Here is a 17,026-nt window from a genome sequence, read left to right as displayed (position 1 = left end):
GATCACGCGGTTCGATAAAGCTATGCACTTCGGCGATTCCAGCTTCTGGCGATTTCTTCCTCTCGTTCATGCGGGCGTGTTCGGCGCAACGGCCGTGTTTGGCCGCATAGTGATTGCGCGCACGAACCGGCATGACGCCGTGTCGTTTTCACGTGGTGAGTCGGCACGCGATTTCGTCGCGCGATGCTTTTACGTGTGGCTGCCCGTTGTCGATGGAGTATTGCTCGCGTTTTACGGCCTCACGGGCCAGCGAGGACAAACCGTTCTGAGCATCTTCGATGGCGAATGGGTTCGATGGATCGGCGCGGCTTGCATGACAATCGCGTTGATATGGGTCGTGTGCTCGCAGGCCGCGATGGGTAGCGCATGGCGAATGGGCGTCGACAGCCGCACGGCTACCGAATTGATCACGAAGGGTCCGTTCGCGTTGTCGCGCAACCCGATCTATCTTGGCATCCGGGTGACGATATTCGGTCAGTTGCTCGTGCTGGGCACGTGGCCGGTGCTTGTCATATGGGTGATGTCGGAGTTGCTCGTACAGGTTCAGGTCCGATTCGAAGAAGAGCACATGTTCAGCTTGCACCCGCAGCGTTATGCCGAATATTGCTCGCGCGTAAGACGTTGGCTTTGATCTGCGCCGCGCAATTCGATTTGTTCAAGATTGGCTTGAATACATTTCACTGTGCCGTCTGGAGTAGGCGCGCGCGAATACATCACATCGTTCCTGGTGGATTTGCCCCGCGTATTGCACTGCCGATAGAAGATTATTCAACCTCGTTGCTCGATTCCGAGTAACAACATCCTTCCGCCTTTGCCTCGCCTCTGTGATCGGCTTTATAGCGTCGAGGTTTTCCCCGTTGTTGCATTTATTGTCCAACCCTAAGCTCGCGGGCATGCATTGAACGCATGACGATAGATTCGTCATCCAGACTAATGAATCGCGGCTAAGGAGACTCCATGAAATACAGCAGGTTTGCAGCGCTGGCGGCAGGGCTGTTCAGCACGACGGCATTTGCGCAAAGCAGCGTCACGCTCTATGGCGTGCTGGACACGGGCATCGAGTATGTTTCCCACGCAAACGCTGCGGGCGATCACGTAATCCGGATGCCCGGCATCACAGGCGAACTGCCCTCGCGCTGGGGAATGCGCGGCGCTGAAGACCTGGGCGGCGGACTCAAGGCCGTATTCATCCTCGAAAGCGGGTTCAATCTCAAAGGCGGCGACTCGGGGCAAGGGGGACGGCTGTTCGGGCGGCAGGCGCTCGTCGGACTGGAAGGGCCGTGGGGCGCGCTGACGTTCGGCCGCCAATACACGATGTCGTATTGGGCGCTGTCGGATGCCGATATTCTCGGGCCCGACATCTACGGTATCGGTGCACTGGACGCGTTCTTGCCAAACGCGAGAAGCGACAATACGGTCGCCTACAAAGGCAAATTCTATGGATTCACGGTCGGCGCAACGTGGTCGTTCGGACGCGACAGCACGGGCACGGGCAATTCGCCGGGGCAGGGGACGTGCGCCGGGCAGGTGCCGGGCGACGTGAATCAATGCCGCGAATGGAGTGCGATGCTCAAATACGACGGCACTTATTTCGGCGTGGCGACGGCCTACGATGAGCAGCGCGGCGGCACCAACGCGGCGGCGAACTTCTTCGATGGCGTCGCGCCGTTTCCAGTGACCGGCGCGGGCGACAAGGATGCGCGTCTACAGGCGAACGGCTATGTGAACGTTGCGGGTGTGAAGATCGGCGGCGGATGGGTCGGGCGTCGCGTGGAATCGAACGGACGGGGCGGCGACGTGCGCTCCAATCTGTTCTATCTGGGCGCGCAGTATTATGTGACACCCGTGTTTGCCATCGATGGTGAAGCGTATCGCGTGATCGTCCAGCAGCAGGACGCGCGCGCGACGATGGCCAGCATGCGCGCCACGTACTTCCTGTCGAAGCAAACGGCCGTGTATGGCAACGTCGCGTATTTGTGGAACAGCGCGCATGCCAGGTATTCGGTGAGCGCGGGTGGCGGCGGTACCACACCTGCGGCGGGTGTTGGACAAGTCGGGGCGATCGTCGGGATCCGGCATACGTTTTGATCGTGTTGTGGCGGGGCGGCGGGCTTGCGCCGTTGCGAGCAGGCACTCGGTCGCAGCACGGCGCGAACAGGCATGGTTCCAGCCACGGAGTACTATTCCACTCTGGATACGCTGTTCAGGCGTGGCGTCGATCGGGGGTGCATCATGTCAAGCGAATGGAAACGCCGGATCAGGTTGTTCGTCCAGCGTTTCTGGCAACCGACCAGTGCATGTATGACCTGCATGCCGGGAAGTTGGGGCAACCTCATGAGCCTCGTACACTGGACGATCGCACTCCAGACAGGACTGCTCACCGGGATTCTGGCCGTACTTCTGACGTTCACGCCGGCCGCGAAGCTCTACACGAATCGATATGGCAATGCGCTGATCGTAGGCTGTCTGACGGCCGTCGGCGACGCATTCTCGCATACGAGTCACTACCGCGTTCCCGTCGTCGAACACGTTCTGACTGGCGTCGTTTCCGGTGTGTTCGCGCTGGCCGCGTCCTATCTCTTTGCCGATCGCGCACGGCGAATCAGGGCGGTCTGGGCGCGCGTTTTCGGATAGCGCTCCACTGAGAGTCGTCGCCGTACGCCGCATGTAGTCGGCGGGGATGCTTCCGGCGTCATGGCCCGTGGCGAGCACGCGTGGTGCCGCGTCCGACTTCACTGTCGACGGCGATCGAGGCCCGTGGGCCATTGGACCAAGGTCCAATATCCTTTCAAACGGTCCGTGGGCTAACCTTTCACGGCAAACGAACCCTGGCGGAAGGGCGGTTGCCGATAAAGGCGAAGGCCAATTCAGTTAGCCTTGCCTCGCAAGCAGCTTGCATCTTGCGCTACATGGAATCGTCGAAACGAAGGGGGCGCCATAACCCGTGGGTCACGCATGAGAGCATTCATCGATCATCCCGGTATCCTGTTCGTGGTCCTGTTCCTTCTGTTTGTTGGCGCGGTGGTGTTCGGCGCGCACGGGCTTCGACACATCGCCAGACTGCCCGAAGAAGATCGCGAGGACTTCAACATCGTCCAGTCGGCGACGCTGACACTGCTGGCGCTGCTTGTCGGCTTCAGCCTGTCGATGGCGGTTGGCCGGTACGATCAACGCAAGAATCTGGAGGAAGGCGAGGCCAACGCAATCGGCACCGAATATGCGCGCGCCGACCTTGCAGACGCGAGCGTCGGCGCGAAGATCAAGGACGGGTTGGTTCGGTACACGAAACTGCGGCGGGAAGACTACCTGACGCGCGATCCGCAGAAGCTCGAACGCATCATGCGGGATACGGCGAATTTGCAAACTGAACTATGGAAGCTCGCGACCCAGGTCGCGCAGGACAAGCCGACGCCGATAGGCGCTCTCGTGGTCGCCGGAATGAACGACGTGCTGAACTCGCAGGATTATTCGGAGGCCGCCCGGATCAACCATATCCCGCTCGGCTCATGGCTTCTCATGATCCTGATTGCCGTGCTGGGGTGCGTCGTTCAGGGTTACGGCACGAAAGGCTCGTTGAAACGAGGGCTGCTCGTTACGGTTCTGCCTGTGACCGTCGCGCTTTCGCTGGCGCTTATCGCCGATATCGACAGTCCTCGGGGCGGCATCATCCATGTCCAGCCTCAGAACCTGACGCGGCTTTTGCAGTCGCTGGAGAAGCCGTAACGACGCGACATTTCTTATATGGTCGGCTCCCATTTGCAAGGCAATTTCGCGGCGTTGAGCGGCCCGTTCAGGCGGGAGGCGACCATATAAAAAATGTCGGGTTTTGCCGTGCTACGCATGATGCGATCGTATTGCCGGTACGGCAGCGTGACACCGCTGGCCTGGATCTCGATCACGCCATCGGGATATTCAACGACCTCGACGTATTCATGGATCAGCCCACGACACACAGGCGTGTCATCCAGCAAATACATCACGCGGTCGTGCTGCACGGTCAGCGCATTGGAGACCTTGCGCGGCACGCGATGCCGTGACATTCCTCAAGCTTCTCGCGCGCCAGCGTCGGCCCGAAATCGGCGTAGCGTTCGCGGATGAGCGTCAGGGCGCAACGCGTCCTTTGCATTGAATGTCCCAACGGAATTGACGTCGAAGTGATTCATAAGAACGGTTCTCTAGTGGAGCTACGAAATCGGGATGTCGTTGAATGCGTAAGCGTCGATGTGTGGACGCGCGCAGTCCTGGGATTTGCACGGTGTAACCATGTGTCCGCTCAGGGGCGGTACGGCGCGTTCGCCGTCTGCCCGGATTCAGCCATGTGCCTCGCCAGGAGGGTGTGTAGGGCCGGTATTGCCAGTTCGACATGTCTGGCGGGACAACCGTCTTCGCTTTGACGCTCCGACTCCTTGCCGGCTACATCGATACGTTCTGTAGCCGCCTTTCGTGAGATCAGTGCGCGTGCGGCCGTTGCGGGTCCGGTTTCTGCCTGACGCGGCCCGATGAGTGAGGCAACAACGGCGACGGCACTATGTCAGAGCCGGGTCGGCCAAAAGTGGTCTCTCAAGATTCGCCCGCGAATGACCGCTTCGTCGCATTGAGAAGACCTTGGCGCGACGCAATGGCGGCGACGGAATGATAGACATATGCAACCATCGGGCTGGACCTTTCATTCACCCTCCCGCCGGCATCTGTATCAACCTTTAAGCATTGGCTCCCCCGTCGACGGTGAGCGTGGCGCCCGTGACATAAGCGGCATTGGCGCTCGCGAGAAACACGACTGCTTGCGCAATGTCTTCGCCCTTGCCGTAATCGCCGGTGGCGGTCAGCGATTTCATCGTGGGCGCGAACGGACCGTCCACCGGATTCATATCCGTGTTGATCGAGCCGGGCTGGACGACGTTTGCAGTAATGCCTCGCGGGCCGAGTTCTCTCGCGAGACCCTGTGTGAGCGCGACGAGAGCGGACTTTGAGCCAGCGTAGACGCCGAGCATCGAGGCCGGGACGCGGTCGGCGAAGTAACTGCCGATCGAAATGATCCGTCCTCCTGCACCGAGATGCGGGATGGCGGCCTGGGCGGCTACGATCGGTGCACGCACGTTGACGTTGAGCGTCGCGTCAATGTCTTCGATGGACATATCCTTGACGTCGCCCATGCGCAGAATGCCCGCGTTGTTCACGAGGATATCGAGCCCGCCCAATGCTTCGACCGTCTTCTGTACGGATGCCTGCACGGCCGATGCGTTTGCGCTATCCGCCTGGATTGCGACGCCGCGCCGGCCCTCCGCTTCGATCGCCTTGACGACGCGCGCGGCCTGCTCAGCCGATTTTTCATAGGTAATTGCCACATCTGCGCCGGCAGCCGCCAATGCATTTGCGATCGCAGCACCAATGCCCCGACTTGCACCGGTGACAAGCGCGCGTTTGCCTTTGAGGTTCATGAAACTCTCCTTATGTGTTCAGTAGTGAAAGAAGTTTGAGCTAACGTCGACGATCTAACCTTTGCGATACATCTTTCGCTCATCGCTCGATCAGTCCGGCGAAAAGGTTCTGGATTTCTGAGTACGGCAAGGAATGGCTAGCGAGCGTCCCGGAACGGCCGTCGTTCAGAAAGTCCTGCGCGAGGGCCTTCGCCTTGCCGAGCACTACCTGCGAGATGCCGCTGCCGGCGCTCAACCGGCGCACGCCGAGCTTGCCGAGGGTCGCTGCATCGGCGAGTCCTGGCACGGCCATGACGTTAAGAGGCAGACGCGTTGCGCCCGCAATCGTTTCGATATCGGATGACTGCAAGAGGGCCGGCAGGAAAAGCCCATCCGCACCGGCCGATGCATACAGATTGCCGCGAGCAATCGACTCTTCGGCTTGCCTGGATTTTTTTTCAGCGAGGCCTGCAAGAAAGACGTCGGAGCGTGCGTTGACGAAGAGATCCGAACCTGACTTCACGAGGGCATTCTTGATCGCTTCGATCTTCTGCGCGAGAAGCGATGCCGGGTCCGGGCCGTCTTCGATATTGATGCCCGCGATGCCGAGATCGACCAGTCGCACCACATGGTCCGCAACGGCTTTGGGGTCGTCGGAATAGCCATGTTCGATATCGACCGACAAAGGCACATTCAGCACGCGGACGATACGGCGAACAGAAGCAACGACCTCATCGAAAGGCAGGATGCGGCCGTCGGGATAGCCCAACGCCCACGCGAGACCCGCGCTCGTCGTGGCGATTGCGGAAGCACCCAACGCCTCAACGAGACGTGCGCTGCCGGCATCCCAGACATTAGGCAAGCGCAGCGGGATCGAATTGTCGTGCAAGTGACGAAATGCTTTTGCATTAGACATTGCTGTTTTCCTCGTAAAGGGATTGGAATTCAGGCCGCCACGGCGCCGTTTGCTGTATTTGCAAACGATGCGATGCGGCGCGTCGCGAGCCCGGAGACAAGGATCGCGATCACCACGGGAATGCTGGAGAGGTAGCCCAGGTTATGGCTGCCGATGACGGGCATCACAGCAGCACCGAGCGCCCCGGCAATGGATACACCCACATAAGTCGCCGACGTGTTGAGCCCGACCAGCACAGCCGTCATCGGCGGATTCAGACTCGCGAGACGGAACTGCTGCGGAACCAGTACACCCCATGCACAGGCTCCCCAGATCGTCACGGCGATGGCTGCGCTCCAGAGGTGTGCGCCTGTTATCGGCATCGTGAGGATGACGATTGCGACGATGGTGAGCTTGATCAGAACGACCTTGTGGGAGCCGATCTTGTCGAGAATCCGTCCTGTCAGCAGGTTCGAAAACGTTCCCGCCAGTCCCCATAGCACCAGCAATCCACCCAGCACCGGTGCGCTATGGCCGATCGCGCGATCGAACACAACGGAGAAGTAACTGAAGATGATGAAGGTGCCGATCTGGGCAAGCACCGTCGTCGCGAGCGTGAGTCCGACGCGGGAATCGGTGAGCGGAGACACGCGTTCGCGCAGCGAGATGGCAGGCGGCAGCGGGACTTCAGGCATGAACGCGAGAATGCCTGCGAACGCAGCGGCGCCAAGCGCGGCAACGAGAACCAGTGTCCAGTGCCAGCTCGCGAGTCCGCCAATCACGGCGCCAATGGGCGAGCCCAGCGCGGTAGCCGTCGTCAGTCCCGCCACGATGATGGACAATGCGTACCCGCGACGTTCCGGCGGCACCAGCGACGCGCCAGTTCCGCTGGCCGTCGGCGAGAACATGGCCGCGCCAAGTCCCGCGAAAGCGCGTGTGGCCAATGCGATGCCGAGATTCGGCGCAACGATGGTGCCGATATTGGCGATGACGAATAATCCAATGCCGCCGAGCAAAAGACGCTTGCGCGGCACGTTCGCAGCCAGCGCTGCGATGGTCGGACCAAGCAGGGCATAGCTCAGCGCGTACACGCTGATAAGCTGACCCGCAGCGCCGATACTGACGCCAAACGAGTGCGCGATTTCGGGCAGGATGCCCGCGAAGACAAAGCTGTCGGTGCCCAGCGCGAACATGCCGAGTGAAAGTGTTAGAAGGCGGCGATCCATGTCGACTTCTCCAGAAGGGTTGTGAATCAAGTCTCGTGACGAAACTATAGGGAAGCCGACTGCCTCGCACTACGGGCCGAAAGCAGGAATCTGTTCCCCATAAACCGGTTAAGTGGTGCGCCGGGTCACTTCGTCTGCGCGAGCTGCTGATGCGGTGCATCCCATCCGCCGCCTAGGGAGCGGAACGTTCTCACGGCGGCGCGGGCAGCGTCTGCCTTCGTTGCATCGAGATCGTCGCGCGCGTCGAGCAGCTGCCGGTCGGCGTCGAGCACATCAGTGAGCGTGATCGAACCCGCGCGATACGCTTTCTCCGAAAGGTCTCGCGCCTTCGTCAATGCAGCGACTTCCTGTTGAATTTCCTGCGCGCGAATCTCCGTTTGCGACAGCGTCATCAATGCGTCTTCGACGTCCTCGGTTGCTTTGAGTGCGGCCTCCCGGTACTGCGCCAACGCCTCCGCGTAAGCGCCGCGCGCACCCTTGACCTCGGCGTCCACCTTGCCGAAATCAAACAGTCGCCACTGCAGCGCACCCGTGCCGATTGGCTGGAACGACTTCGCGCTCAGGAAGTGACTGGCTGAAATGCTGTCGAATCCCAGTGCGCCGGAGAGCGAAATCTTCGGGTAGTAGCCGGCAATTGCCACGCCGATCGCGTCGTTCGAAGCCGCCAGATGGCGTTCGGCAGCGATGATGTCCGGGCGTCGCCGCAGCACGTCGACGGGCTGATCCGCGCCGCCGATGGCGGGCACATCCGGAATCACACCCGCGTTCGTGGCGAGTTCTGCCGCATAGGTCCCCGGCTGGGCGCCCATCAGCACATCGAGCCGGTTCAATTGCGCTTCCAGCGACACGCGCAAGCTTGGAACGGTAGCGCGTGCCTGGCGCAACAAGGCTTCAGCCTGCGCGACCTCGCGTTCGTCCGATGCACCGGCCTGTTTGCGCGCTTTCACGAGTTCCAGCAGACGCGCATCGGTATCGACCTGATCCTGGGTGACGGCCAGTTGCGCTTGCAGCCCTCTGATTTGCAGGTAGGCGTCGGCGGCGTCGGCAGCGACCGTCACGCGCGTGCCGAGTTGCGCGGCCTCGGCGGCCTGCTCTTCGTCGGTGGCTGCCGCGTGTGCGCGACGCAGACCGCCCGCCAGATCGATTTCCCAGCTTGCCGTGGCACCTGCGACGTACTCCTTCTGGTCGCGGCTATAGTTGGGAAACGCGCTTGCAATCGTGCCAAGAGGACTCTGCGTGCTCTGGTGTAGCGCCGTGTACGATGCGTTGGCATCGACTGTCGGAAGCAGGCGGGCCCCAGCCGCCTGAGCCGCGGCGCGCGATTGCGCGACGCGTGCGATCGCAGCCTGGAGGCTCAGGTTTTGATCGAGTGCCCGTTGCACCACCTTGACCAGCTCGGGATCATTGAAGCCCGCCCACCAGCTATCGAGGTTCGGGGCCGGCAATGCCGTTTGCCGTTCGGCGACGACCTTCGCGTTGTGAAACGCGGCCATCTCGGTGTGAGGCGCAACGTAGTCGGGCCCGACGGCACAGCCAGCAAGCATTGCGCTGACAATCAGACTACCGATGATCGCTTTCGAAGTTCTCGATGCGAAGCCGTTCATTTCGCTTCTCCACTATCAAGTTTCCGCAAGGCGGGCGCGCTCTTGATGCCGAGCTTGCGGACGAAGGCATAAAACGCCGGGGTGAACGCGAGCCCGAAGAGCGTCACACCGAGCATGCCGAAGAACACCGTCGTGCCGAGCGATTGCCGCATTTCCGAGCCGGCGCCGCTGGCAATGGCGAGCGGCGCCACGCCCGCGATAAACGCGAACGACGTCATCAGGATGGGGCGCAACCGCACATGTGCCGCATGGGTGGCAGCCTCTTGTGCATCGATGCCGTCTTCGTCCTGACGCTGTCTGGCGAATTCGACGATGAGAATGGCGTTCTTCGCGGCGAGCCCAACGAGCACAACGAAGCCGATCTGCGCAAGAATGTCGATCGGCATGCCGCGCATGTTCAGACCGATCGCCGCCGCGAGCAGACACATCGGCACGATCAGCACGATTGCGAGAGGCGTCTTCCAGCTTTCATACTGCGCGGCAAGCACGAGGAACACGAACAGTGCCGACGCAGCAAAGATCACAAGCGGCGACATGGTCTGCTCTTTCTGTTGGTGAGCGAGGTCGGTCCACTCGTACGTGATGCCGTTCGGAAGAACCTGCGCTGCGAGTTGTTCCATGTGCTGGATGGCGTCGCCCGACGAATATCCGGGGCCGGCCGCACCCATGATTTCCGCTGCGGGATACATGTTGTAGCGCGGCACGCGATACGGCTGGGTCGTGTTCCTGAACGTCGCTACGCTGCTGATCGGCACCATGTCGCCCGCCGGGTTGCGCACCTTGAGCCTTCCGATATCTTCGGGTGTCCGCCGGAATGCTTCATCGCCCTGAACGCGTACCTGATACGTACGGCCCATGAAGTTGAAGTCGTTCACGTACTGCGAGCCAAGGTAAAGATCCATCGTCGAGAACACATCGGTTGGCGTGAGGCCGAGCTTTTCCGCCTTCAGGCGGTCGATGTCCGCATAAACAGATGGCGCGCCCGCGTTGTAAAGCGTGAATACACCACCGAACACCTTGTCCTTGCTGGCTGCCGCCACAAGTGCGCGCGACGCGTCCGCGAGCGCTTGCGGGCCGAGTCCGCCACGGTCTTCCAGCATCAGCTTGAAGCCGCCCGCTGCGCCCAGTCCCTGCACGGGCGGCGGATTGACGACGACGACCACTGCGTCCTTGACACCCGCGACCCGCTTGCGGAGTTCGCCCAGCATCGACGCTGCATTGACGCCGGGAACATGCTTGCCATACAGCGAAGGCAGTCCGTAGAAAAGCGTTCCCACGTTGGGCGCTACAGTGCCCGTCGTAACGTCGAGACCCGACACGGGCGACGTGTGCGTCACGCCTTTGAGTCCCGGCGTATCGAGCACGATGTCGTTGATCTCGCGGATCACCTTGTCGGTGCGCTCGAGACTGGAGCCGGGAGGAAGAAACGCAATCACAGCCTGATAGCCGATGTCCTGTTCCGGAATAAAGCCGGTGGGCATTCTCGACATTTGCAGTGCGGTCGCCCCAATCAGACCTGCGTAGACGATCAGCATCACGGTGGTCGCACGTACGGCGCGGCCTGTCATTTGTCCGTAACGGGACGACAGCCATTCGAACGACGCGTTAAACCGGCCGAAAATCGCGTGATGGAGGCGACCCAGCGCGGTCGAACCGCCACGGGACTTTTCCATCTCGTGTGGCTTGAGAAGCACCGCACACAGAGCCGGGCTCAGCGTAAGCGAGACGAAGCACGAGATGACGGTCGACGCGGCGATCGTAATCGCGAACTGCTTGAAAAACAGACCCGAGATGCCGGACATCAGTGCAGTCGGACCGAACACCGCACACAACGTGAGCGCGATGGCGATAATGGCTGTCGAGACTTCGTTCATCGTTCGATGAGCGGCTTCTTTCGGTGACATGCCGAGCGCCATGTTCCGTTCCACGTTCTCGACCACCACGATGGCATCGTCGACGACAATCCCGACGGCCAGAACCAGTCCGAACAACGATAGGTTATTGATGGACGCGCCGAACAGCGAAAGGATGGCGAACGTGCCGACCAGCGACACCGGAATCGCGACGACCGGAATGATCGTGGCGCGCCAGTTCTGCAGGAACAGATACACCACGCCAACTACCAGCAGAATGGCGATACCGATGGTTTTCGCGACCTCTTCGATCGACTGGGAAACAAACGTGGTCGGGTCGTAGATCTTGATGTAGTCGACGCCGGGCGGGAAGCTCTTCTTGAGTTCGGCCATTTTGGCCCACACGTCATGCTCGACCTGCACGACATTCGCATCGGGCGTGGCGATGACGAACCACGGCGTGGCTGCATATCTGTCAGCGTAAGCCCTGGAGCCATAGTCAACCGAGCCGAGCTCGACACGGCCGATATCGCGAATGCGTGTCACGCGCCCCTGCGTATCGGACTTGACGACGACATCGCCAAACTGTTCGGGCGTCGTCAGGCGGCCAAGCGCGTCGATGTTGATCTGGTAGGCACCCGTACCGTTGTTCGACACAGGCGGCTGATTGAGCACGCCTGCCGACACAGCGGCGTTCTGCGCGCGAAGCGCCGCGAGTATTTCATTGGCGCTGATGTTGTACGAAGCCGCCTTGTCGGGATCGATCCAGATGCGCATCGCGTACTGGCGTTCGCCGAACAGCTGGAAGTCCGACACGCCAGGCAAACGCGCGATCTGATCCCGCACCTTGAGCATGTAGTTCGACAGGTATTCGGGACTGCGGGAGCCGTCGGGCGAATAGACATGCACGCCGAGCAACAGCGCCTGGATAGTCTTTTTCACCTGCACGCCCTGCAACTGCACTTCGGCGGGCAGACGCGACAACGTGTCTTCGACGCGGCTGCGTGTGAGCAGAAGCGCCGTATTCGGGTCCGTTCCGACCTTGAAGATCACGGTAATCGTCAACTGACCGTTGCTAGTCGATTGGCTCGAGATGTAATCCATGTTCTCGACACCATTGACGGACTGCTCGAGCGGCGTTGCGACCGTGCGCGCAATCGTATCGGCCGAAGCACCGGGATACGAGGTCGTGATCTGGATCGTCGTGGGAACGATGTTCGGATATTGAGCGACGGGCAGCTTCACCATGGTTGCCAGGCCAACCAGCACCACAAATATGTTGAGCACCGCCGCAAAGCGCGGGTGCTCGATAAAGAAGTGCGTCAGTTTCATGATCTGGCTCCTTCATCGCCGTGTTCCGCCGAGAACTGGATCGCTCCCGCGTGCGGCGAGATCTTCGAACCGGGGCGCACCGACGCAATGCCGTCGATCACGATCCGGTCGGTCGGTGCAAGTCCTGAACGAATCACGCGCAGGCCGCCCCGAAGATCGCCGATCTCGACCTTTCTGGGCGCGGCCACGTTGTCGGCACCGACGACGTACACCATGTGGTCGGTCTGGTCCTGGAGGACGGCGGCATCGGGAACGAGCAATGCCGGTTGCGGTGCAGTCGTTGCCAGCCGCAGGCGTGCGAAGCCACCCGGCGTCAGCGACAGGTCACTGTTGGGAATCGTTGCGCGCGCATGAATGGTTCCGCTCGAACGGTCGAGCGCGTTGTCGATAAAGTTGAGCGTGCCAGTGCGCGCATAGTCGCCGTCGCCCGTCGGCGAAATGTTCACTGCGTCCGCCAGCGGTCCCTGCCGGTTTTCACGGGCGTGCTGGAAAGCGGCGTAGTCGTTTTCGCTGATGTCGAAATCGAGGTAGATCGGGTCCAGCGAAACGATGGTCGCGAGCAGGGTTGTGGGGCTGCTGCCGGCGCGGCTGCCGGATACCAGATTGCCTGTCGACACGAGATGTGTGCCGATGCGACCGGTAAAAGGTGCCGTGATCTTGCAGCGATCGAGGTCGAACCGGGCGTCGAGAACGAGCGCATTGGCGTTGTCGACCGCCGCTTGAGCGGTGCGTTGTTCAGCGATTTTCTGGTCGACGTTCTCGACCGTTCCTGCCTCCGACCGCTGCAGTTCCTGCGCGCGGGCAAGCTCGCGCGTGGCGAGCGCCAGCCGGGCATTCGCGGACTCGAGTCCGGCCGTCGCCTGGCTTAGCTTGATCTGATACGGTTCAGGATCGATCTCGAACAGCGCGTCGCCTTTGTGCACGATGTCACCATCCTTGAAATTGATCTGCATGAGCGTGCCGCCCACCTGAGCGCGCAATTCGACACGATTCACGGCCGAGAACTGGCCGAGGAACCCTAGCCGGCCCTCGATATCGCGCTGCAACGGCACGCTAATGGCAACCGAGGGGGCGCCGGCGCGGCAACAGGCGCGGCACTCGACCAGTGCAGATGCGCCGCCGTCGCCGCCACGGCGACGATCACTGCGGCTGCGACGCCTTTGCCGACCCATCGAATGGAGCCGGATGTCGCCGGGTTGCCGGGAGTCGTGACTCGCGCCTCGGCCTGATCAACTTCAGTATTCATGGCATTCCTAAATATGGAAACAGGTTGTACGACAGAGGGTTTTGTCCCGGCTCGCCCGTTAGAGATAATCGATCGTTGCTTTCTTGCATGAAGAAAGCGGGATATTTCAGAACCAGGCCGCGTTCCCGGGAGACTTCCCCGTGAACGACTGCCGGCTAAGTTTCGTGACGCAACTATAGGCAACACCGTTGCGTCACACTACTGGCTGAAACCGGGAAGCTGTTCCCCACAATCCGGTTAAGTTGCGTGACGAAACTTGCGCTATGATACGTTCCATCATGTATAGAAAACGCTTCGATGGAATGGACTGTTCGATCGCTCGCGCCCTCGACGAGGTGGGCGAGTGGTGGACGCTTCTGATCGTTCGCGAGTGCACGCAAGGCAGCAGGCGCTTCGACGAATTTCAGAGCGGGCTGGGTATCGCCCGCAATGTCCTCGCGGCGCGGCTGGAACGTTTGATCGAGCTGGATATCATTGAACGCTTCCCCATCGCGGAACGCGCCAACACGTTCGGTTACCGGTTGACCTCGAAAGGGGCGGATTTATACCCGGTGCTGGTCGCGCTGATGCAGTGGGGAGACAAGTGGTTAAGGCCAAACGGAAAACCGACGATCACCCTGGTGGAGCATGCGAGCGGGATGCCCGTAGAGACCGTGGAAATTCGCGCGACGGGCGGGCAGGCACTGACGTACCAGGACGTGCGGTTTGCTGCCGGTCCGGGCGCAACGAAGGCGACGCGGGAGGTCATCGAGAACCGGAATGACCGGGTACTCGGGGACCAGAGCGACGAGTCGTGCGCCTGAAGGAAAGAGAGAATGCGCTAGTGTCGCTTCTGCTTGCCGAATCGCGAGAGCGATTGCCTGAGTTTGGGCGCCGCGAAGTCGATGAAATGCCGCAGTTTGATGGCCATCAGATTTCTGGACACATGAACCAGATGAACGGGCACGGGCTCGATCTCGAACTGTGGCAGGAGTATCTCGAGTTGCCCGTTCCGCAGCGCTTCATCGGCATCGTGCTCGAATACGTAGGTGATGCCTGCGTTGTCCACGGCGGCGCTGACGGCAGCGTCGGGTGTCGTGACCTCGAGACGGGGTTTCACGCCAAGCACGTAGATCTTGCTCGTCGTGGGAAGGCGGAAGCGCCACGGCGACAGATACGGGCTATTGAAGACGACACACGAATATTTCACGAGATCGTCGGGTTCGCGCGGGGGCGTATGGTTGGCAAGGAAGGCCGGACTCGCGCAGACGATCGGGCGCAATGAGCCGATGCGCGTGGCAATCATGCTGCTATCCGCGAGTTCTCCGATGCGCAAGGCGAGGTCGGCGTGCGAATCGATGAGGTCGATGTTTCGGTCGGAGAGAAGGAGTCGAACGGTGATGTCCGGATACTGCGCGAGGAACTGATTGATGACAGGCAAAACATGCAGGCGACCAAGCTGCACTGGTGCAGTCACGACCAGTTCGCCTTTCGCGGTCGCGAATTCGCCGGTGGCCTCGTGCTCCTGTTCACGCACGAGGTCGAGAATGCGGCGGGCCGCCGCGACGTATGACATCCCTGCGTCCGTCAATGTCAGTTTGCGGGTGGTTCGTATCAGCAACCGGGTTCCAAGCAACTCTTCGAGATCGGCTACCTTGCGGGTGAGCGTGCTCACAGGGATCTTCAGTTCGCGCGCTGCCGCCGACAGGCTTCCCCTGTCCACGGCGGTCAGCAGCATTTCCATGGCTTCTAGTCGGTCCAACGCGTTCGCTCACGTGGTATCAGGTCGTCGTATTGTATGAGAAGTTCTTCGCGATGTCGTATCAAGGCATGACGTGACGAAAACACATGTTGCTGGAGATTCCGATGTATGCACAGGCTATCGCGCAATGCGTGCAAGCAGTAAAAAGTATGGAGACTTATCTCGACAAGGCAGAGCGCCTTGCAGATGCGAAGAAATTCGATGTTGGTATTCTTTTGTCGACCCGTCTCGCTCCCGACATGGGCGGATTGCTGTATCAGATACAAAGCGCCTGCGACTATCTGAAGGGCGGAGCCGCCTGGCTTTCAGGGCAGCAGCCACCGCAGCATGAAGACAATGAGCAGACGCTTGACGAAGCGCGTGCGCGCATCCGCAAGACGATCGACTTTGTTGAAAGCGTGGCGGCAGACCGGTACGCTGACGCCGCCGGTCAAATCGTAAAAGTAACCTGGGTGCCGGGTAAGCTGACTGGCGAAAACTATCTGTTGCAGATCGTGATTCCGAACATCTACTTCCATGTAGCCATGGCTTATGCGATTTTGCGCACGAATGGCGTAGACCTCAAGAAGCTGGATTTCATTGGCCCAGTCAATGCCTTCGATGCCTGATTCGTGGGCGCTTCATTGCTAAAGGGCGAACCCGAGAAAGCTGACGTTTTCGTCGAACTATTGCATCCACCGGTTGAATCCGCATGCACAAGCGGTCGTTGCCGCAAAGAAACGCGCGAAGGCTGGCAACTACGTGATGGGCCCCCAGACGCCGAAATACCGTGACCCAAAGAGTGGGGCGACATGGAGTGGCCGCGGTCGGGCGCCGGCATGGTTGTCTGGTGCCAAAGACCGTTCGAAGTTTCTGATTGTCGATGCGGACGCGAGCGGTTCAGGCTCGAAGGCCGTTTCGTCCACGAAAGCAACCGTGAAGCAAGCGGCGACCAAAAAGGTAAAGGAAAAAGCGCTTGCCGCGAAGAATGCCAAGGCACTGCCAAAACCAGCACCGGCGAAGAAGGCCGTAACCAGGAAAACTGTGGCGAGGAAGACACCTGCGAAGCGCGCGCCGAACAATCCGGTAGCAGTTGCACCAGCCAGCGAAAGCGCCCCGGTGCCCGTCGCGGGCTGATGGTCAGTGGGATGACGGGTTATGAGCAGGGCCTGTCGGTCCTGCCCGAATCGGTGCACCGGAATGCCACGCCGTGCACGGACTCCCGACACGCTGAACCTAAAAACTTGACCCGCACAGGGCGGGTCACTTGTCAGGATAGCGCGCGCCGCTTAGATAGGCTTGATATTGGCGGCCTGCTTGCCCTTCGGCCCCATCTTCACTTCGAAGCTTACTTTCTGGTTTTCCTGTAATGACTTGAAGCCTTCCGTCTTGATTTCGGAGAAGTGGGCGAACAGGTCTTCACCGCCTTCGTCCGGCGTGATGAATCCAAAGCCCTTTGCATCGTTAAACCATTTCACTGTACCAGTTGCCATTTTTGAACCTTTAGACGTTTGAAATCCGCGTACGCGACCGCCGTACCACACAAAACGGCCGCCCGCGACAGAAGAATTTGTACCACGCCGGAATGATACCTGCCAGTCAGCGCATTGGCCAACAGCACCTGGTCTGCTTTTCCCTGGCCTCAGTCGGTCTGCCGACGACGTCACTCCCGGCCTCATCTCGACGGCATCCGCCGCGCGATAGCCTCTCCTCGCGTTCGCCTTCTCCCTTCC

General features: G+C 60.5%; 16 protein-coding genes. 7 read left to right on the top strand and 9 right to left on the bottom strand.

What is annotated here, in order from left to right; genetic code table 11:
• Window positions 1–22 precede the first annotated feature (22 nt).
• The 4 genes from FRZ40_RS30870 to FRZ40_RS30855 all read left to right on the top strand — a co-directional run bounded on the left by FRZ40_RS30870 (window position 23) and on the right by FRZ40_RS30855 (window position 3,723).
• Window positions 23–631, top strand: coding sequence for a methyltransferase family protein (locus tag FRZ40_RS30870; RefSeq protein WP_147236621.1), 609 nt, complete (start codon window positions 23–25; stop codon window positions 629–631).
• A gap of 326 nt (window positions 632–957) precedes the next feature.
• On the top strand, window positions 958–2,088 hold the full coding sequence (locus FRZ40_RS30865) for a porin (RefSeq protein WP_147236620.1): 1,131 nt from the start codon (window positions 958–960) through the stop codon (window positions 2,086–2,088).
• A 144-nt stretch (window positions 2,089–2,232) separates the two neighbouring features.
• Window positions 2,233–2,634, top strand: a complete 402-nt coding sequence (locus tag FRZ40_RS30860; RefSeq protein ID WP_147236619.1) for a hypothetical protein — start codon at window positions 2,233–2,235, stop codon at window positions 2,632–2,634.
• Window positions 2,635–2,955: 321 nt separating this feature from the next.
• Window positions 2,956–3,723: a bestrophin-like domain gene (locus tag FRZ40_RS30855; protein WP_147236850.1), complete on the top strand. Its 768-nt coding sequence runs from the start codon at window positions 2,956–2,958 to the stop codon at window positions 3,721–3,723.
• Between the two features lie 14 nt (window positions 3,724–3,737).
• On the opposite strand, the gene FRZ40_RS46225 is transcribed toward FRZ40_RS30855, so the two are convergent.
• From FRZ40_RS46225 to FRZ40_RS30820, 7 genes are all read right to left on the bottom strand, one after another.
• Entirely contained in the window at window positions 3,738–4,040 is a 303-nt protein-coding gene (locus FRZ40_RS46225; RefSeq protein ID WP_420873888.1) for a hypothetical protein, read from the bottom strand.
• A 660-nt stretch (window positions 4,041–4,700) separates the two neighbouring features.
• The gene (locus tag FRZ40_RS30845; RefSeq protein WP_028370094.1) at window positions 4,701–5,438 is read right to left on the bottom strand and encodes an SDR family oxidoreductase; all 738 of its coding nucleotides are present in this window, start codon (window positions 5,436–5,438) and stop codon (window positions 4,701–4,703) included.
• A 79-nt stretch (window positions 5,439–5,517) separates the two neighbouring features.
• Complete coding sequence (locus FRZ40_RS30840) at window positions 5,518–6,333, bottom strand: isocitrate lyase/PEP mutase family protein (RefSeq protein WP_147236618.1); 816 nt, start codon at window positions 6,331–6,333, stop codon at window positions 5,518–5,520.
• A 29-nt stretch (window positions 6,334–6,362) separates the two neighbouring features.
• Window positions 6,363–7,538 (bottom strand): MFS transporter, encoded by a 1,176-nt coding sequence (locus tag FRZ40_RS30835; protein WP_147236617.1) that lies wholly within the window; start codon window positions 7,536–7,538, stop codon window positions 6,363–6,365.
• Between the two features lie 125 nt (window positions 7,539–7,663).
• The gene (locus FRZ40_RS30830) at window positions 7,664–9,142 is read right to left on the bottom strand and encodes an efflux transporter outer membrane subunit (protein WP_147236616.1); all 1,479 of its coding nucleotides are present in this window, start codon (window positions 9,140–9,142) and stop codon (window positions 7,664–7,666) included.
• Window positions 9,139–12,327, bottom strand: a complete 3,189-nt coding sequence (locus tag FRZ40_RS30825; protein WP_147236615.1) for an efflux RND transporter permease subunit — start codon at window positions 12,325–12,327, stop codon at window positions 9,139–9,141. Before FRZ40_RS30825 ends, FRZ40_RS30830 begins: the two co-directional genes overlap by 4 nt.
• The gene (locus FRZ40_RS30820) at window positions 12,324–13,499 is read right to left on the bottom strand and encodes an efflux RND transporter periplasmic adaptor subunit (RefSeq protein ID WP_240057331.1); all 1,176 of its coding nucleotides are present in this window, start codon (window positions 13,497–13,499) and stop codon (window positions 12,324–12,326) included. The genes FRZ40_RS30825 and FRZ40_RS30820 overlap by 4 nt, the downstream gene beginning before the upstream one ends.
• A 376-nt stretch (window positions 13,500–13,875) precedes the next feature.
• Here FRZ40_RS30820 and FRZ40_RS30815 point away from each other — a divergent pair, with 376 nt between their 5' ends.
• On the top strand, window positions 13,876–14,376 hold the full coding sequence (locus FRZ40_RS30815) for a winged helix-turn-helix transcriptional regulator (RefSeq protein ID WP_420873887.1): 501 nt from the start codon (window positions 13,876–13,878) through the stop codon (window positions 14,374–14,376).
• 17 nt (window positions 14,377–14,393) lie between these two features.
• Here the strand turns inward: FRZ40_RS30815 and FRZ40_RS30810 are convergent, their stop codons facing one another.
• Window positions 14,394–15,296, bottom strand: coding sequence for a LysR family transcriptional regulator (locus tag FRZ40_RS30810; RefSeq protein ID WP_269323408.1), 903 nt, complete (start codon window positions 15,294–15,296; stop codon window positions 14,394–14,396).
• Between the two features lie 104 nt (window positions 15,297–15,400).
• Here FRZ40_RS30810 and FRZ40_RS30805 point away from each other — a divergent pair, with 104 nt between their 5' ends.
• Both FRZ40_RS30805 and FRZ40_RS45820 read left to right on the top strand, forming a co-directional pair.
• Complete coding sequence (locus FRZ40_RS30805) at window positions 15,401–15,922, top strand: DUF1993 domain-containing protein (protein WP_028370102.1); 522 nt, start codon at window positions 15,401–15,403, stop codon at window positions 15,920–15,922.
• Window positions 15,923–15,995: 73 nt separating this feature from the next.
• Window positions 15,996–16,430 carry an H-NS family nucleoid-associated regulatory protein gene (locus FRZ40_RS45820; RefSeq protein WP_167528696.1) on the top strand — a complete coding sequence of 145 codons (435 nt, stop codon included), beginning with the start codon at window positions 15,996–15,998 and terminating at the stop codon, window positions 16,428–16,430.
• Window positions 16,431–16,582: 152 nt separating this feature from the next.
• Here FRZ40_RS45820 and FRZ40_RS30795 read toward each other — a convergent pair whose 3' ends face one another.
• Window positions 16,583–16,786: a cold-shock protein gene (locus FRZ40_RS30795; RefSeq protein WP_028370103.1), complete on the bottom strand. Its 204-nt coding sequence runs from the start codon at window positions 16,784–16,786 to the stop codon at window positions 16,583–16,585.
• Window positions 16,787–17,026 lie beyond the last annotated feature (240 nt).

The organism is Paraburkholderia azotifigens, assembly GCF_007995085.1.
Lineage (GTDB): Bacteria > Pseudomonadota > Gammaproteobacteria > Burkholderiales > Burkholderiaceae > Paraburkholderia > Paraburkholderia azotifigens.
This window is presented reverse-complemented; position numbering and strand designations above follow the sequence as displayed.

What these genes read in the sequence shown, in the direction of transcription:
- FRZ40_RS30835 (WP_147236617.1), bottom strand. Translation starts at nt 7,538, where the DNA reads ATGGATCGCCGCCTTCTAACACTTTCACTCGGCATGTTCGCGCTGGGC.
- FRZ40_RS46225 (WP_420873888.1), bottom strand. Translation starts at nt 4,040, where the DNA reads ATGTCACGGCATCGCGTGCCGCGCAAGGTCTCCAATGCGCTGACCGTG.
- FRZ40_RS30840 (WP_147236618.1), bottom strand. Translation starts at nt 6,333, where the DNA reads ATGTCTAATGCAAAAGCATTTCGTCACTTGCACGACAATTCGATCCCG.
- FRZ40_RS30820 (WP_240057331.1), bottom strand. Translation starts at nt 13,499, where the DNA reads ATGGGTCGGCAAAGGCGTCGCAGCCGCAGTGATCGTCGCCGTGGCGGC.
- FRZ40_RS30845 (WP_028370094.1), bottom strand. Translation starts at nt 5,438, where the DNA reads ATGAACCTCAAAGGCAAACGCGCGCTTGTCACCGGTGCAAGTCGGGGC.
- FRZ40_RS30860 (WP_147236619.1), top strand. Translation starts at nt 2,233, where the DNA reads ATGTCAAGCGAATGGAAACGCCGGATCAGGTTGTTCGTCCAGCGTTTC.
- FRZ40_RS30870 (WP_147236621.1), top strand. Translation starts at nt 23, where the DNA reads ATGCACTTCGGCGATTCCAGCTTCTGGCGATTTCTTCCTCTCGTTCAT.
- FRZ40_RS30815 (WP_420873887.1), top strand. Translation starts at nt 13,876, where the DNA reads ATGGACTGTTCGATCGCTCGCGCCCTCGACGAGGTGGGCGAGTGGTGG.
- FRZ40_RS30795 (WP_028370103.1), bottom strand. Translation starts at nt 16,786, where the DNA reads ATGGCAACTGGTACAGTGAAATGGTTTAACGATGCAAAGGGCTTTGGA.
- FRZ40_RS30810 (WP_269323408.1), bottom strand. Translation starts at nt 15,296, where the DNA reads ATGGAAATGCTGCTGACCGCCGTGGACAGGGGAAGCCTGTCGGCGGCA.
- FRZ40_RS30855 (WP_147236850.1), top strand. Translation starts at nt 2,956, where the DNA reads ATGAGAGCATTCATCGATCATCCCGGTATCCTGTTCGTGGTCCTGTTC.
- FRZ40_RS30805 (WP_028370102.1), top strand. Translation starts at nt 15,401, where the DNA reads ATGTTGCTGGAGATTCCGATGTATGCACAGGCTATCGCGCAATGCGTG.
- FRZ40_RS30865 (WP_147236620.1), top strand. Translation starts at nt 958, where the DNA reads ATGAAATACAGCAGGTTTGCAGCGCTGGCGGCAGGGCTGTTCAGCACG.
- FRZ40_RS30830 (WP_147236616.1), bottom strand. Translation starts at nt 9,142, where the DNA reads ATGAACGGCTTCGCATCGAGAACTTCGAAAGCGATCATCGGTAGTCTG.
- FRZ40_RS30825 (WP_147236615.1), bottom strand. Translation starts at nt 12,327, where the DNA reads ATGAAACTGACGCACTTCTTTATCGAGCACCCGCGCTTTGCGGCGGTG.